Origin of the sequence: Micromonospora sp. NPDC049102 (assembly GCF_043197485.1) — a bacterium.
Lineage (GTDB): Bacteria > Actinomycetota > Actinomycetes > Mycobacteriales > Micromonosporaceae > Micromonospora.
In genome coordinates this window covers 1-16,500 of record NZ_JBICTE010000014.1, presented here as the reverse complement: position 1 = coordinate 16,500, position 16,500 = coordinate 1, and the positions used below count along the sequence as shown (strand labels likewise).

Annotated in this window: 14 protein-coding genes; 10 read left to right on the top strand and 4 right to left on the bottom strand. The window is 71.7% G+C overall.

Features of this window, described 5'->3' with window-relative positions; translation table 11 throughout:
- Window positions 1–2: 2 nt before the first annotated feature.
- The 3 genes from ACGFH9_RS15980 to ACGFH9_RS15970 all read right to left on the bottom strand — a co-directional run bounded on the left by ACGFH9_RS15980 (window position 3) and on the right by ACGFH9_RS15970 (window position 3,875).
- Window positions 3–1,613: an MDR family MFS transporter gene (locus tag ACGFH9_RS15980; protein ID WP_393219460.1), complete on the bottom strand. Its 1,611-nt coding sequence runs from the start codon at window positions 1,611–1,613 to the stop codon at window positions 3–5.
- 82 nt (window positions 1,614–1,695) lie between these two features.
- Entirely contained in the window at window positions 1,696–2,136 is a 441-nt protein-coding gene (locus tag ACGFH9_RS15975; protein WP_393219457.1) for a MarR family winged helix-turn-helix transcriptional regulator, read from the bottom strand.
- Between the two features lie 26 nt (window positions 2,137–2,162).
- Entirely contained in the window at window positions 2,163–3,875 is a 1,713-nt protein-coding gene (locus ACGFH9_RS15970; RefSeq protein WP_393219454.1) for an alkaline phosphatase D family protein, read from the bottom strand.
- 83 nt (window positions 3,876–3,958) lie between these two features.
- Between ACGFH9_RS15970 and ftsY the strand changes: the two genes are divergently transcribed.
- From ftsY to ACGFH9_RS15920, 10 genes are all read left to right on the top strand, one after another.
- The gene (ftsY, locus tag ACGFH9_RS15965) at window positions 3,959–5,140 is read left to right on the top strand and encodes a signal recognition particle-docking protein FtsY (protein WP_355233020.1); all 1,182 of its coding nucleotides are present in this window, start codon (window positions 3,959–3,961) and stop codon (window positions 5,138–5,140) included.
- Between the two features lie 6 nt (window positions 5,141–5,146).
- Complete coding sequence (locus ACGFH9_RS15960; protein WP_393219451.1) at window positions 5,147–6,010, top strand: phosphotransferase; 864 nt, start codon at window positions 5,147–5,149, stop codon at window positions 6,008–6,010.
- Between the two features lie 275 nt (window positions 6,011–6,285).
- Window positions 6,286–7,692 carry an ammonium transporter gene (locus ACGFH9_RS15955; RefSeq protein WP_393219448.1) on the top strand — a complete coding sequence of 469 codons (1,407 nt, stop codon included), beginning with the start codon at window positions 6,286–6,288 and terminating at the stop codon, window positions 7,690–7,692.
- Between the two features lie 25 nt (window positions 7,693–7,717).
- Entirely contained in the window at window positions 7,718–8,056 is a 339-nt protein-coding gene (locus ACGFH9_RS15950; RefSeq protein ID WP_007456507.1) for a P-II family nitrogen regulator, read from the top strand.
- 16 nt (window positions 8,057–8,072) lie between these two features.
- Entirely contained in the window at window positions 8,073–10,349 is a 2,277-nt protein-coding gene (locus tag ACGFH9_RS15945; protein ID WP_393219445.1) for a [protein-PII] uridylyltransferase, read from the top strand.
- 247 nt (window positions 10,350–10,596) lie between these two features.
- Complete coding sequence (locus tag ACGFH9_RS15940) at window positions 10,597–11,769, top strand: sensor histidine kinase (RefSeq protein ID WP_393219442.1); 1,173 nt, start codon at window positions 10,597–10,599, stop codon at window positions 11,767–11,769.
- Window positions 11,766–12,422 carry a response regulator gene (locus ACGFH9_RS15935; RefSeq protein ID WP_393219440.1) on the top strand — a complete coding sequence of 219 codons (657 nt, stop codon included), beginning with the start codon at window positions 11,766–11,768 and terminating at the stop codon, window positions 12,420–12,422. The genes ACGFH9_RS15940 and ACGFH9_RS15935 overlap by 4 nt, the downstream gene beginning before the upstream one ends.
- A 109-nt stretch (window positions 12,423–12,531) precedes the next feature.
- Window positions 12,532–14,085: a signal recognition particle protein gene (ffh, locus tag ACGFH9_RS15930; protein WP_393219437.1), complete on the top strand. Its 1,554-nt coding sequence runs from the start codon at window positions 12,532–12,534 to the stop codon at window positions 14,083–14,085.
- Window positions 14,086–14,153: 68 nt separating this feature from the next.
- Complete coding sequence (locus ACGFH9_RS15925; RefSeq protein ID WP_393219435.1) at window positions 14,154–14,732, top strand: Uma2 family endonuclease; 579 nt, start codon at window positions 14,154–14,156, stop codon at window positions 14,730–14,732.
- Between the two features lie 18 nt (window positions 14,733–14,750).
- Window positions 14,751–15,830, top strand: coding sequence for an amidohydrolase family protein (locus ACGFH9_RS15920; RefSeq protein ID WP_393219432.1), 1,080 nt, complete (start codon window positions 14,751–14,753; stop codon window positions 15,828–15,830).
- Window positions 15,831–16,117: 287 nt separating this feature from the next.
- On the opposite strand, the gene ACGFH9_RS15915 is transcribed toward ACGFH9_RS15920, so the two are convergent.
- Complete coding sequence (locus ACGFH9_RS15915; protein WP_393219430.1) at window positions 16,118–16,423, bottom strand: hypothetical protein; 306 nt, start codon at window positions 16,421–16,423, stop codon at window positions 16,118–16,120.
- Window positions 16,424–16,500: the final 77 nt, after the last annotated feature.

Genomic DNA, 16,500 nt, shown 5'->3' with positions numbered 1-16,500 from the left:
CCTCACCTCTGCCCGCCGGCGGGGATGACGCCGACGCCCTCGACAGGGTTCGATTCCCGCTCGCCCCCGCCGGAAACCGGAGTGCCGTTCTGCTCCCGCAGCGGCACCTCCTTGATGAAGAGCACCGCGACGAACGCGATAAGCGCGAACGGGGCGGCGGCGAGGAAGATGTCACCGGCACCGTGGCCGTACGCGGCCTCCACCACCGCCCGCAGCGGGCCGGGCAGGGTGTGCACGTCGGGCAGGGTGCCACCGCTGCCGGAGCTGGAGGCCGGGATGCCGAGCTGGGACAGTCCGTCGGCGGTGTAGTCCTTGACCTTGTGGGCGAGGACCGCGCCGAGGGCGGAGACGCCGATCGCGCCGCCGAGACTGCGGAAGAACGCCACCACCGAGCTGGCCGCGCCGAGTTCGTGAGTGCCGACGGTGTTCTGCACGGCGAGCACGAGGTTCTGCATGGTCAGGCCCAGGCCGACGCCGATCAGCAGCATGTAGACGCTGAGCAGGGTGTAGCTGGTGTCCGCGCGCAGCGTGCCCATGAGCGCGAAGCCGATGGTGAGCAGCGCCGAACCGAGCACCAGGAAGCGCTTCCAGCGGCCGGTCCTCGTGATGATCCGTCCGCCCACGGTCGAGGCGACCAGCAGGCCGAGGATCATCGGCAGGGTCATCAGTCCGGACATCGTGGGCGACTCGCCGCGGCTGATCTGGAAGTACTGGCCGAGGAAGATCGACGCGCCGAACAGGCCCACGCCCACCGCGACGCTGGCGACGACGGCGAGGGTGATCGTCCGGTTGCGGAACAGCCGTGGCGGGATCATCGGCTCGGCGGCCCGGGTCTCCACCCGGATGGCGAGCGCGCCCAGGAGCAGTGCGCCGAGGACCATGGCGACGGTCTGCCAGGACGTCCAGGCGAACTGGTCACCGGCGAGGGAGACCCAGATCAGCAGCACCGAGACCGCCGCGGTGATCAGGGTGGCACCCCACCAGTCGATCTGCGCCTTGCGCCTGACCACGGGCAGGTGCAGGGTCTTCTGGAGCACGACCAGCGCGGCGATGGCGAACGGCACGCCGACGTAGAAGCACCAGCGCCAGCCGAGCCACGAGGTGTCCACGATCACGCCGCCGATCAGCGGCCCGCCGATGGTGCCGACGGCCATCACGGCGCCGAGATAGCCGCTGTAGCGTCCCCGCTCGCGGGGCGCGATCATCGTCGCCATGATCACCTGCGCCAGGGCGGTGAGACCGCCGGCGCCGACGCCCTGGAGCACCCGGCAGGCGATCAGCTCGCTGGTGCCCTGCGCCAGGCCGGCCAGCACCGAGCCGAGGACGTAGATCCCCAGGGCGAGCTGGACGAGTGTCTTCTTGCTGGTCAGGTCGGCCAGCTTGCCCCAGATGGGGGTGGTCGCGGTGGTCGCGAGCAGTGCCGAGGTAACCACCCAGGTGTAGGCGGACTGACCGCCGTGCAGCTCGGTGATGATGCGCGGCAGCGCGTTCGAGACGACCGTGGAGGAGAGGATCGCGACGAACATGCCCAGCAGCAGCCCGGAGAGGGCCTCCAGGATCTGCCGGTGGGTCATGTCGACGGCTGGCGCTCGGGACGCTGTCGCCTGGCTCATCGTGTGGTGCCTCCAGCCCGTACGTATTGGTTGCCTCAAGCAACAACTGGGGAGGCGGCGACAACATTCCCCGCGTCGCGGGTCATCTCCAGGAATCGTTGAACCGGCCGAGGAGCCGGGCGAACTCCTCGACATCCTGGGACGGCCAGTCGTCCAGCGCACGGAGGAATTCGCCCAATCGGGCCGACCGGGCGACATCGAACCGGTGCTGCCCCTCCTCGGTGAGGCTGATCTGTGCCGCCCGCCGGTCACTCGGGTCGGGCTCGCGGTGCACCAGGCCCAGCGCCTCCAGCCCGTTGATCTGCCGGCTGAGCGTGCCCTTGCCCACGCCGAGGCGCGCCGCCAGCTCGGTCAGCCGGATCGAACCGCTGCGCCGCAGCCAGAGCAGCAGCCCGTAGGTGTTCGGTTCGAGGGTCGGGTGCACCTCGCGGGCGATCTCCCAGGAGACCGCCCGGCCCCGGCGCAGCAGCGCGGTCAGCTCGTGCTCGACGGACCGGATCGGCTCCGGCTGATGCTCGCTCACGGCCTAGAGAGTACGGCGGGGCCCGGTCACTCGTCGCCGGAGAGGCGGCGGCTCATCACCGGGCGTAGGTGCCCGTCGCTGGTGGTGCCCTCGATGGTCACCTCAGCCTGCCGGCCCCGATGGGACAGGGTGGCGACGGCGTTGCCGAAGTAGGGCCCGGCCAGCTTGCGCCAGCGCACCCCCGGCCGCCGGACACCCGCCGAGCGAGCCAGGGCCCGGGTGGCGCCCGCCGGACCCGACGACCAGCCCATCTTCATCAGCGGGCGGATGCCGGCCGGTACCTGGTTGTGGATCGGCGAGCAGGTGAGCTGGTGTACGGGCGTGACCACCGCGGGGTCGGCGAACCGGGCGCGGGCCACGTACGAGTGGTGCACGTCCCCGGAGAGCACGCTGATCGACGCCGGTGGGGCGTACGCCGGGCCGGCCCCGACCCGTGCGCCGGACTCCCTCGGCGTGCCGGTGCCGATCCGGGCAAACGTCTCACCGAGCGCCTCGAAGGACCGCCGGAACGCCGCCCAGTGCTCCAGGTCGAGAGCGCGGCGCAGCTTCTCCGCCATCCGGGCGACCCGCGGCCGGCGCGAGTCGGCCAGCTTCTCGTTCCACGCCTCGATGTGGTGGATGCCCTGCGGCAGCAGCCAGGGCAGCGAGGCACCGACCACCAGGTGGTCGTAGACGCCGTGCGCCTGGTCGAGGAACCACGACCACTCACCCGGCGGCAGCATCGCCCGGCTGCCCGGTTCGAGCACCCGGCTGCACCGGTTGTCGAGCATGACCAGCCGGGTACGCCCCAGGTCGAGCGCGTAGCTCCACTGGTATTGCACGGCCCGCCAGCGTTCGGTGTCGTGCGCCAGGTCGGCCTCCTGGTCGACCCGGTGCCCGAACTCGCGCAGCACGCCGGTGGCGTCCTCGGCGGCGACCACCTTGGCGAACACCGGGTCGGCGGCGATCTCGTCCGGCGCGAGGTTGCCCAGGTGCTGGTAGACCCAGTACGAGGCCAGTCCGCTGCCGATCCGCTCGGCCCACCACGGCTGCTCGCGCATCTCGGCGCGCCACGACGCCGAGGTGTTCCAGTCGTCGATGATCTCGTGATCGTCGAAGATCATCACGCTCGGCACGGTGGAGAGCAGCCAACGGATCTCCGGATCGCGCCACGACTCCAGATAGAGCTTGGTGTACTCGTCGAAGCTGACCACCTGGTCGGCGGGAGCGCCCTTGGGGCGACGACGCCGCCGACGCAGCAGCCGCCGCACGGTCGGTGAGGTCACGTCGGCGTACACCTGGTCACCGAGGAGCACCAGCAGGTCGGGCAGCGGGTTCGACTCGGGATCGGCCATCAACCGCCGGGCGTACGCGTCCAGGGCGTCCGGCGGGAGCTTGCGCGTGGTGGCGTGCTGGGTGGTCTCCCGGCACGAACCGAAGATCATGTTGACCGGCTGGTCCAGGTCGTCAGCCGCCCGGGTACGGATCACGCTGGGCGGGAAGCTGCTGCTCTCCACGGGCCAGACCAGCTCGCCGTCGACAAGTACCTCGTACGTCGTGGCGCTGTCCGGGGTGAGGCCCTCCACGACGACGAGGGCGTAGTGGTGGTCGTACGCCGAGAAGGTGGGCGCGGTGCCGGTGGCGCCGTCGGCCGTGCGGACGGTGACCACGGCGGGCGCTGCGGTCTCCACCCAGATCGTCGCCCGGGTGTCGACCACTCGCCGCAGCAGTGGGCCGATCAGGAGGTGTGCGGCGGGCATGACGCGAGCCTACCGCCGGTTTCCGGACACCCGCCGGGTGCGGTGGCTGGGACGCCGTCGCCGGCATCTGACAGGATTCCGGCATGGCCGAATATCTCGTCCTCGCTCTGGTCCTGCTCGGTGTGCTGATCGCGGGCACAGTCGGGCTGGTCGTGCCCCGTCTGCGGCGGCGGCCCGAGCCTCCGCTCCCGCGCACCGAGGTCGACACCCGTGCCGAGGAGGATCTCGCCGGTCCGCCCGTCGAGGCACCGGAGTCCGATCTGTCCACCGGTGTCCTGGTCGAGCCGCCGCCGGTGCTCGAACCGCAGGTCGAGGTCCCCGAGCCGACCGCCGGGCGGCTGGTCCGGCTCCGCTCCCGCCTGTCGCGCTCGCAGAACGTCTTCGGCAAGGGCCTGCTCGGCCTGCTCGCCCGCGACCACCTCGACGAGGACGCCTGGGAGGAGATCGAGGACAGCCTGATCACCGCCGACGTCGGGGTCGACGCGACCCGCGACATCGTCGACCGGCTGCGGGAGCGCACCCGGGTACTGGGCACCCGCTCTGCCGGTGAACTGCGCGCGCTGCTCGCGGCCGAGCTGGTCAACGCCCTCGACCCCGCCATGGACCGCGCGCTGCGGACCGCGCCGAAGGAGGGCGTTCCGGCGGTGGTGCTGGTGGTCGGCGTCAACGGCGCCGGCAAGACCACCACCTGCGGCAAGATCGCCCGAGTGCTGGTCGCCGACGGCCGGAGCGTGCTGCTCGGCGCAGCCGACACCTTCCGGGCCGCCGCCGCCGACCAGTTGCAGACCTGGGGCGAGCGGGTCGGCGCGGAGACCGTCCGGGGCCCGGAGGCGGCCGACCCGGCCAGCGTCGCGTTCGACGCCGTCAAGCGGGGCATCGACACCGGCGTGGACACGGTGCTCATCGACACCGCCGGCCGCCTCCAGAACAAGATCGGCCTGATGGACGAGCTGGGCAAGGTCAAGCGCGTCGTGGAGAAGCAGGGGCCGATCGACGAGACGCTGCTCATCCTCGATGCCACGACCGGCCAGAACGGTCTGGAGCAGGCCCGGGTCTTCACCGAGGTCGTCAACGTGACAGGCGTGGTGCTGACCAAGCTCGACGGCACCGCCAAGGGCGGCATCGTGATCGCCGTACAGCGCAAGCTCGGCATCCCGGTGAAGCTCGTCGGCCTCGGCGAGGGCAAGGACGACCTCGCCCCGTTCGACCCGGCGCAGTTCGTCGACGCGCTGCTGGGGACCGAACCCGCCGGACGGGACGCGTAGTCTCGGGTGACCACTGACGATCGCGCGTACGCGGGCTGGCGCGACCCCGGCCACGCCTCGCAGCGCCTCGGGAGACCGTACGTGACCTCGCAGGAGATCCCGCTGCACGGCGGCAACGTGAGCACCGTGGTCCGGGTCGGCGACACGGTCCGTCGTAACGCCGGGCCGTGGACCCCGTCCGTGCACGCCCTGCTGCGGCACCTGGAGTACGTCGGCTTCACCGGCGCTCCCCGGGCGCTGGGCATGGACGAGCGCAACCGTGAGGTGCTGTCGTACCTGGAGGGGGAGTGCGGGGAGTACCCGCTCGCCCCGCACTGGGTGACCGACGAGGCGCTGGTCACCGTCGCCACCATGCTGCGGATGTTCCACGACGCGCAGTACGGCTTCGCCCCGCCGGCCGGGGCCGTCTGGCGCTCGTTCGGACCCCCGCCACCGGACACCGAGGTGATCTGTCACCACGACGCCGCCCCGCACAACGTGATCTGGCGGCCGGACGGCACCCTCGGTCTGATCGACTTCGACCTCGCCTCGCCCGGCGCCCGGATCTACGACGTGGCGTACGCGGCGTGGACGTGGGTGCCGATCTTCGCCGACCGGGACTCGATCACGCTGGGCTGGAAGCACCCGGACCGGCCGCGCCGACTGCGGCTCTTCGCCGACGCGTACGGGCTGATCCCCCGGGACCGGCACCGGTTGATCCGGACCATCCGCAAGCGGATCGTCGACCACGTCGAGGGGATCCGTCGGATGGCCGCCGCCGGCGAGCCGGCGTTCGTCCGGATCGTGCACAAGGGTCACCTGCGGCGACCGATGCGCGACCTGCGACTGCTCGACTACGAGCGGCACGCTCTGGAGAACGCCCTCCGCTGAGCGCCGATCGGTCGATGCTCGGCCGGACTCCTCACGCGCACCGGTCGATGCTGCTGGCCGGTCAGTTATCGACGTCCGCCGTCCGGTTGACCCACAGTCGTCCATGCTGCTGACTGTGCGGAATTCTTGACACGTACGAAACGACCCGTCACGAATTGGAAACGCGCACGGGACCCTCGGTGAAACAGCCGGCAACAAAACTTCCGCGCAACCGGCCTACGGGCGACGCTGCCCCGGAAAGCCGCGAAGAAAGACTTCACCTTTAGGAGGCCAGCGTGCCTGAAGCACCGACGATCGACGGCGCCAATACCACGTGGCTGCTGGTTTCGACCGCGCTCGTACTGCTCATGACCCCTGGACTGGCGCTGTTCTACGGCGGCCTCAACCGGGCCAAGGGCGTACTCAACATGATGATGATGAGCTTCACGGCGATCGGGCTCATCTCTGTTCTGTGGTGGTTCTACGGTTTCAGCGTCGCCTTCGGGACCGACGTGAACGGCTTCTGGGGCGACCCGGGCGCGTACCTCGGTACCAAGACGTTCCTCGCCGAGACCGACCTGTGGGGCGCCACGGCGGAGAACCCCAGCGGTATCGGTATTCCGCTCTACGTGTTCATGGCGTTCCAGATGGTCTTCGCGGTGATCACCGTCGCGCTGATCAGCGGCGCCATCGCCGACCGGGCCAAGATCGCCGGCTGGCTGCTGTTCGCGTTCGGGTGGGCCACCCTGGTCTACTTCCCGGTCGCACACTGGGTGTGGGGCGGTGGCATCATCGGCGCCGACATCCACGCGTTGGACTTCGCCGGTGGCACCGCGGTGCACATCAACGCCGGTGCGGCGGCCCTTGCCGTGGCGCTGGTGCTCGGTAAGCGTCTCGGCTGGCCCCGCGAGGGCATGAAGCCGCACAACATCCCGCTCGTCGCGCTCGGCGCCGGTCTGCTGTGGTTCGGGTGGTTCGGCTTCAACGCCGGTTCGGAGCTGACCGTCGACGGGGTCGCCGGCCTCGCCTTCATCAACACCCAGCTCGCCACCGCGGCCGCGGTGCTCGGCTGGATCGCGGTCGAGTGGATCAAGGACCGCAAGCCGACCATGGTCGGCGCCTCGTCCGGCGCCATCGCCGGCCTGGTCGCCATCACCCCGGCCTGTGGCTTCATCACCCCGTGGGCGTCCGTACTGCTCGGCATCGTCGCCGGCATCGTGTGCGCGCTCGCCGTCAGCCTCAAGTACAAGTTGGGCTACGACGACTCCCTCGACGTCGTCGGCGTGCACTTCGTCGGCGGCTGGATCGGCTCGCTCTGGCTCGGCCTGTTCGCCACCAACTCGGTCAACGCCGCGATCAGCGACGTGGTCGGAGCCTCCGACGGCCTGTTCTACGGTGGCGGCGTGACCCAGCTCGGTCGGCAGGCCCTGGCTGGCCTGATCGTCACCGCCTGGTCGTTCGTCGTGGCCCTGGTGCTCGCTTTCGTCATCGAGAAGACGGTGGGCTTCCGCGTCAAGACCGATGCCGAGGTGCAGGGCATCGACATCGCCGAGCACGCCGAGAGCAGCTACGACCTGTCTCCGGCCGGCGGTGGTACGGGCGGCGCGTTCGCGATGGCCGGCATCGGTTCGACCGGTGGCGCGCCGAGTGCCGCTCCCGGGACCGGGTCCACCGAGCCGGTCAGCGCCAAGGTCGCCGGTTAACGTTCCTTAGATGGAGGGGTTGGACATGAAGCTGGTGACCGCGGTCATCAAGCCGTACCAACTGGACGCGGTGAAGGAAGCTCTGCACGCCCTGGGCGTGGCCGGGCTGACCGTCAGCGAGGTCCAGGGGTACGGACGGCAGAAGGGGCACACCGAGGTCTACCGGGGTGCCGAGTACACGGTCGAGTTCCTGCCCAAGATCCGGGTCGAGGTGCTCACCGACGAGATCGACGTGGAAAAGATCGTGGACGCCATCGTCGGCGCCGCCCGTACGGGCAAGATCGGTGACGGCAAGGTCTGGGTCACCGGTGTCGAAGAGGTCGTCCGGGTGCGTACCGGCGAGCGCGGCCTCGACGCCCTCTGATCCGGATCACGACGACATGACCTCGTTGATCAAGAAGAACGCGTCAGGAAACGCCGAGAACGGTGACGCGAACCTCTTGATCAACGAGGTCGTCGGCGTACCCGGGGGGATCGGGGAGGCCGCCCGAGTGGGGCGGGCGGCCGCGTACGACGAGTTCCTGCGCGGTTTGTTGCCCGCGCGTGACGGTGTCGCGCTGATGGCCGTCGGGGGCCTGGGACGGCGGCAGTGCGCTCCGTACGGCGACCTCGACCTGGTGCTGCTGCACGCCGGGGTGCCGGGCACGGACGAGTTGGCCGCCTCGGTCTGGTACCCGATCTGGGACGCCGGCCTGCGCCTGGACCACTCGGTGCGTACCGTCTCCGAGGCACTCTCGGTGGCCCAGGACGACGTCAAGGTCGCCCTCGGGCTGCTCGACGCCCGCCTGGTGGTCGGCGACCAGGCACTGGCCGACGCACTGACCCGCACCGCGGCCGATCATTGGCGACGTACCGCCGTACGCCAGCTTCCGCGTCTGCGGGAGGTCACCGCGGCCCGCTGGCAGGCCCACGGCGAGCTGGCCTTCCTCCTGGAGGGTGACCTCAAGGAGGCCGCTGGCGGGCTGCGCGACGTGGGGTTGCTGCGCGCGATCTCCGCCGCCGGCATCACCGACGCGCTGCGTCCCGCCGTCCGCGCCGCCCACCTGCGGCTGTTGGACACGCGCGACGCTCTGCACCAGCAGGTCGGCCGCCGGGTCGACCGATTGGTGGCCCAGGAACGCGACGGCGTCGCCGAGCTGCTCGGGCTAGAGGACGGCGACGCCCTCCTGCGCCGGGTGGCCGGGGACGCGCGCACGGTCAGCCACGCCCTCGATGACGCCTTCCGCGCCGCCGACCGGCTGCGCTCCGGGCGCTCCCGGGGCGGAAACGGCAGTCCGGTGCGCAGGCCCGTGGCCCGGGACGTGGTCGAGCACGACGGGGAGTTGGTGCTGGCCCGGACGGCGATCGGCGCGCGTCCCGACCCGAGCCTGTCCCTGCGGGTGGCCGCCGCGGCAGCCACGACCCGGCTGCCGATCGCGCGCGCCACCTGCGAGTGGCTGGCGGCGTACTGCCCGCCGCTGCCCGCGCCCTGGCCGGCCGAGGCCCGGGCCGCGTTGACCACGCTGCTGGGCGCCGGTCCCGGCCTGGTGCCGGCGTGGGAGACCTGCGACAGGTACGGGCTGGTGGACGGCTGGCTGCCCGAGTGGACCCGGGTGCGTAGCCTGCCGCAGCACAACCCGGTGCACCGCTACACCCTCGATCGGCACCTCGTGCAGGCTGCCCACGAGGCCAGCCGGCACGCCCGCGAGGTGGACCGCCCCGACCTGCTGCTGCTCGGCGCCCTGCTGCACGACATCGGCAAGGGTCTGCCCGGTGACCACAGCGCCGTCGGCGTGCCGCTCGCCGAGACGGTGGCGACCCGGGTCGGGCTGCCCGCCCCGGAGGTGGCGCTGATCGGCACGCTGGTCCGGCTGCACCTGCTCCTGCCCGACGTGGCCACCCGTCGGGACCTCGCCGACCCGGTGACCATCGCGTCGGTCGCCGAGGCGGTGGGCGACTCCGGCACGCTCGACCTGTTGCACGCCCTCGTACGCGCCGACGCCGCCGCGACCGGCCCGGCCGCCTGGTCGGACTGGAAGGGTCGACTGGTCGCCGAACTCGTCGCCCGCGTCCGTACCGCCCTGGACACCGGCGTACTGCCCGAACCCCCGGCCCCGGACCCGGCGCTGCTGGCCGGGCCGCTGCCGGTCGTCCACCTGACCGGAGACCGGGTGGCGGTGGCAGCCGCCGACCGACGGGGACTGCTCGCCACGGTGGCCGGCTGCCTCGCCCTGCACCGGCTGGAGGTGCTCTCCGCGGACGCTTCCGTGGTCGACGGTCGAGCGCTCGTCGAGTGCCGGGTACAACCCCGCTACGGACTCCCGGCCGACCCGGTCCCGCTGCGCGCCGACCTGCGCCGCGCGGTCGCCGGCGACGTGTCCGTCACCCAACGGCTACGCGGCCGTGCGTTGGCTGCCCGGGGCAGCGGCGCCGCTCCACGGGTCGTCTGGCACCGCGAGGCCGCCACCGACGCCGTCCTGCTCGAACTGCGCGCGGCCGACGCCGCAGGATTGCTCTACCGGGTGGCCGGCGCGCTGGACGAGGCGGGAGCCCTGGTCCGGGCCGCACGGATCTCCACCCTCGGCGCGGACGTCGTGGACGCCTTCTACCTCGTGGGCGGCTGGCCCGACGACGCCACCCGGGCCCGCCTGGAGGCCGCCGTCCTCGCTGCCGTCTGACCGCGCCCGACCCGATCGCGCCAGGGCCGCGTGCCGGGTTCGGGTGCCTCAGGTCGGGGATGCGTCGAGCCCGGCGTCAGGTCAGGGTGCGTCAGGGCCATGTCGCTCTCAGAGGTGATATGCCGCGACGCGTCGGCGTCGGCGTCGGCCGCGCCCAGTCGGGAGCGGTGGGTACGTCCGGGGGCGTAGCTGAGGTGCCGCTCGTGGACGCACGCCTGGTGGCGTCGCCGAGGGCAGAATGACGGCCATGCGATGGACCAGGTGGCAGGGGGTGGCGGGTGACACCGTCCTCGCCCTGGCGCTGCTCGTGTTCGGGGTGCTCGCGACCGGCCTGGCCGGGGACAACCAGCCGGGGTCCACGCCGGTGGATGCCATCTGTCTTGCACTGATCGCGCTCGCCGCCCTCGCCCTACTGCTTCGGCGGCGAGCCCCGGTGGCGACCCTCGCAGTGGTCACCGTGGCCACCTCGACGTACCTGGTGCTCGGCTACCCGTACGGACCGATTCTGCTCGCGTTCCTGTTCGCGGTGTACACCGTGGCGGTGCGACTGCCGGTGCGTCCGGCGGCGCTCGCCGCCAGCGGTGCGTTCGTCCTGTTGGTGGCGCACGTCTTCGTCAGCCGTGGGCCGGCGCCGGGTTGGTTCGGAGTGCTGCCGGCGTCGGCCTGGGTGGTCGTACCGTTCGCCGTAGGTGTGGTGGTACGCGTCAACCGCGAGACGGCCGCGCGTAGCCGCGCCGAGCAGGCCCGGGAGCGTGCCGAGCAGGCCCGGCGGCAGGCCGACGAGGAGCGGCTGCGCATCGCTCAGGAGGTACACGACGTGGTGGGGCACGGGCTGGCCGCGATCAGCATGCAGGCGGAGATCGCCCTGCACCTGCTGCCGAAACGGCCCGAACAGGCGGAGGTGGCTCTGACCGCGATCAGCCGCACCAGCCGGGAGGCGCTGGATGAACTCCGGGTCACGCTGGGCGCGGTACGGCGGGGCGCGGAGCGTGAACCGGTGCCCGGTCTGGCCCGGCTCCCCGCCCTCTGTGACCGCCTGGCGGGTGCCGGTCTCGCGGTCGACCTGCGCCAGGACGGTGACCCACGGGAGTTGCCGGCGGCGGTGGACCTGGCCGCGTACCGGGTGGTGCAGGAGGCGTTGACCAACGTGCTGCGGCACGCCGGGGTGGCGAGCGCGGAGGTGACCGTGGGCTACCGGGAAAACGAGCTGACCGTCGAGGTCACGGACCGGGGTGTCGGGGCCGCCGGCCGGTTCGACGCGGCCGGAGAGCTCGACGTGGCCGCCGGCCAGGCCGGGGGGCACGGGCTGGCCGGCATGCGGGAGCGGGTGGCAGCGCTGGGCGGGCGGCTGACGATCGGACCGCGTCCGGGCGGCGGCTTCCGCGTCTGGGCCCGGCTGCCGCTGGGGCCCTCCACGTGATCCGGGTGCTGATCGCCGACGACCAGGACCTGGTCCGCCTCGGGCTGCGCGCGCTGGTGGAGAGCGAGGACGACCTGGCGCTCGCCGGCGAGGCCGCCGACGGGCTGCGGGCGGTGGAACTGGCCCGGCAGGAACGGCCGGACGTCGTGCTGATGGACATCCGGATGCCGGGCATCGACGGGATCGAGGCGACCCGCCGGATCGTCGCCGATCCCGACCTGACCGGCACCCGGGTGGTGGTGCTCACGACCTTCGAGCTGGACGAGTACGTCTTCGACGCGCTGCGTCACGGCGCGAGCGGTTTCCTCACCAAGGACACCCGGCCGCCGGAGCTGTTGCGCGCGATCCGGCTGGTCGCCGAGGGGGAGGCGCTGCTGTCGCCGTCGGTGACGCGCCGGGTGGTGCGTGAGTTCGCCACCCGTCCGTCGCGGGCGCCCCGTCCGCACCCGCGGCTGGACGCCCTCACCGACCGGGAGCGCCAGGTGGTGGGCCTGGTCGGGGAGGGCCTCAACAACGAGGAGATCGCCGCCCGGTTGGTGGTCAGCCCGGCGACCGCTCGGACGCACGTCAGCCGGGCGATGGGCAAGCTGGGAGCCCGGGACCGGGCCCAGCTCGTCGTCTTCGCGTACCAGTCGGGCCTGGTTTCGGGGTGAGGCCGGGCCGCCAGCGGCCTTGCGGCCGGGCGGCTACCCTAGCGGTGGCCGGACTCCGCAGTGCCGGCCGTGTTGTGCCCGCCGGAACACTGACAAACGGGATGTTCGCGTGTTTGACACCTTGAGTGACCGCCTGTCCGGGATCTTCACCAAGCTCCGCGGCAAGGGACGGCTCACCGACGCCGACATCGACGCCACCGCGCGCGAGATCCGCCTCGCGCTGCTGGAGGCGGACGTCGCGCTGCCGGTGGTCAAGGGCTTCATCGCGGCCGTCAAGGAGCGCGCCCGCAGCGCCGAGGTCTCCCAGGCGCTCAACCCGGCCCAGCAGATCATCAAGATCGTCAACGAAGAGCTGATCAAGGTGCTCGGCGGCGAGGGGCGGCGGCTCCAGTTCGCCAAGCAGCCGCCGACGGTGATCATGCTGGCCGGCCTCCAGGGCTCTGGTAAGACGACCCTCGCCGGCAAGCTGGCCCGCTGGCTCAAGGGCCAGGGGCACCAACCGCTGCTGGTCGCCGCAGACCTCCAGCGTCCCAACGCCGTCGGGCAGCTCCAGGTGCTCGGTGGTCGGGCCGGGGTCGAGGTGTACGCCCCGGAGCCCGGCAACGGCACCGGGGACCCGGTCCAGGTGGCGCGCGCCTCGATCGAGCACGCCAAGCGTGCCGCCCGCGACATCGTCATCGTCGACACCGCCGGCCGCCTGGGCATCGACGCCGAGATGATGCAGCAGGCCGCCGACATCCGGGACGCCGTGTCGCCGGACGAGGTCATCTTCGTCATCGACGCCATGGTCGGTCAGGACGCCGTCCGCACCGCCGAGGCGTTCCGCGACGGCGTCGGCATCACCGGCGTGGTGCTCTCCAAGCTCGACGGCGACGCCCGTGGTGGTGCCGCGCTGTCGGTCCGCGAGGTCACCGGGCAGCCGATCCTGTTCGCCTCCACCGGTGAGAAGTTGGAGGACTTCGACGTCTTCCACCCCGACCGGATGGCCAGCCGGATCCTCGGCATGGGCGACGTCCTCACTCTGATCGAGCAGGCCGAACAGGCCTTCGACTCCGATCAGAAGGAGAAGATGACCGCCAAGCTGATGGGCGGGGAGCAGTTCACGCTTGACGACTTCCTCGATCAGCTCATCGCGGTACGGCGGATGGGTCCGATCGCCAACGTGCTGGCCATGATGCCGGGCATGGGGCAGATGAAGGACCAGCTCGCCGACCTGGACGACAGCCACTTCGACCGGGTCACCGCGATCATCCGGTCGATGACCCCGGGCGAGCGCAACAACCCGAAGATCATCAACGGCTCCCGCCGGGCGCGTATCGCCAACGGTTCCGGTGTCACCGTGATGGACGTCAACCAGCTGCTCAACCGCTTCGCCGACGCGCAGAAGATGATGAAGCAGATGGGCGGCATGATGGGTCTGCCCGGCGGCGGTCGGCGCAAGGCCACCAAGTCGCCGAAGAACAAGCGCAAGGGCACCAAGGGTGGCGGTCGGCCGCGTACCGGCGCCGGGATGCCGGGCGGCTTCCCCGGTGGCATGCCGCAGCTCCCGCCGGGGATGAACCCGAACGACCTCGCCGGTGGCCAGGGGCTTCCGCCCGGCTTCAAGCTCCCGAAGATCGACTTCAACAAGCTCGGCAAGGGCGGCGACAAGGGCCCGCGCTGACGCGTGTCGGTGACGGCGGGCGACTGATTCGGCGCTTAGGGTGATGTCGCCCCCTGGGAGGAGATGTCATGACCGCGGCCCCGATCCTGCCCGAACGGCACGAGTGGACGGTCGACGACCTCGGTGACCTGCCAAAGGACCTTCCGTACGAACTGATCAACGGAAGGTTGATCGTGCCGTCGCCGACTGCCGTGCACCAAGATCTCTGCGTTCGACTGCTGCTGGCCGTCGAAGTCAACTGCCCACCGGAATACCTGGTCAGCATCGACCTGTCGATGCGGGTCGACCGGCGCAACGAGCCGCGCCCCGACGTGGTGGTCATCCGCCGCAAGCACGCCGGCCGGTCGCCGGTCCCGGTCGAGGATGCCCTGCTCGCCGTGGAGGTCGTCTCCCCGACCTCGAGCTTCCGCGACATGTACGACAAGGCGAAGGTCTACGCGCACGCCGGAATCCGGTCCTACTGGGTGGTGGACCCGTCGCAGGAGCGCGTCACGCTGACCGAGTACGCGCTCGGCGCGAACCGGGAGTACGAGCAGGTCGCGCACACCGAGGATCTGTTCGTCACCGAGCGGCCGTGGAAGGTCTCCGTCGACCTGCCGGCGCTGACCAGCCGGACGAACGACCTGCTCGCCCCCGACGGGGAGTGATCGGGTAGGACTGTGCGCATGGCCCTTCATGTGCGCGGCGTACTGCTCCCCGACGACGAGGTCCGGGACCTCTGGCTGGTCGGCGACCGGGTGACCTTCACCCCGGTGCCCGGCGCGGAGACCGTCGTGGACGGCGGGTTCGTGCTGCCGGGGCTGGTCGACGCGCACTGCCACATCGGCATCGCCCGGGGTGGCGCCCCGATCACCTCGGTCGATCAGGCCCGCGAGCTGGCCCACGTCGACCGGGACGCCGGGGTGCTGGCGATCCGGGACGCCGGCTCGCCGTACCCGTACCCCGAGTTGGACGACGAACCGGACCTGCCGCGACTGGCCCGTGCGGGCCGGCACGTCGCGCCCCCGAAGCGCTACCTGCGCGACATCGGCGTCGAGGTCGACGCCACCGAGGTCGCCGCGACGGTGGCCGCCCAGGCGAAGGCCGGCAACGGCTGGGTCAAGCTGGTCGGCGACTGGATCGACCGGGGCGTGGGCGACCTCGCGCCGGCCTGGGACGCCGACACCCTGACCGCCGCCGTGCGGGCCGCGCACGACGCCGGGGTACGCGCCGCGGTGCACACCTTCTCCGAGTCCGCCGTCGAGATCATGGTGCGCGCCGGTGTGGACTCGGTCGAGCACGGCACCGGCCTGAGCCTCGACCTGATCGACGAGATGGCCCGGCAGGGGACCGCCCTGGTCCCAACGATGATCAACATCGCGACCTTCGGCGGAATCGCCGAGCAGGCGCAAACCAAGTTCCCCGGGTACGCCGAACACATGCTCGCGCTGCGCGACCGCTTCCCCGAGGTGGTGCGGGCCGCCCACGAGGCGGGCGTGCCGATCTACGTGGGCACCGACGCCGGCGGTGGCATCGACCACGGGCTGGCCGCCGAAGAAATGCTGCTGCTGCACGAGCGGGCCGGCATGCCGGCCGAGGACGTCCTCGCCGCCGCCTCCTGGGGCGCCCGGGAGTGGCTCGGCTTTCCGGGGCTGGTCGTAGGCGGCCTCGCCGACCTGACGGTCTACCCCGAGGACCCCCGCCGCGACCTACGGGTCGTCCGTGCCCCGTCTCGCACGATCCTGCGCGGCCGAGTGGTGCGCTGACCCGTCTACGCCGGGCCGGGCCGAGTCCGCGCTGGGCCTTGCGCGCTGGCCGCGCTGGCCGCGCTGGGCCTTGTGCGCTGGGCTGCGCCGGTTCGAGTGCTGGGCCGTGCGGGTCACTCCCTCACGCAGATCTGGACCGGCCGGGCGGGGATCATGGGGCGGATCCACACACGCTGGGCCGAGCAAGATCCGCGCAACAACCCCGATGTTGCTGCCTCCGGCGTGGCTGAGGCAGCAACATCGGTGATGTTGTGGGGATCCGGGGCGCGGGGCGCGGGGCGAGCGGGTCAGTGGGACGGGCGGGCGGTGGTGAAGAGGTGTACGGCCAGGTTGGCGAGGGCCGTTGCGGTCTGTTCGATCGGCGCGCCGGGGAGCACGATGTGGCTCACCACGAGGCGGACGATCGTGTCGGCGGCGAAGGCGAGCGCGGTCGGGTCCGCGCCCGGTAGGTGGTCGCCGGTCCAGCCGAGCAGCGCGTCCGACGCTTCGGTGAGCACCATCTCGGCCCGGGTGGTGAGGTATGGCAGCAACTCGTCCGAGCCGCGCTGCGTCGGCCCGGCCGACCCGGCCGATGCGGCTAGGCCGTGTGTCAAAGCCCCTGGCCGGCCTGCGGAGGCCGAGAGGACCGGCCGTTTCGGCCGCTGGTGAACCGTCGCTCGCGGGCCCGTGG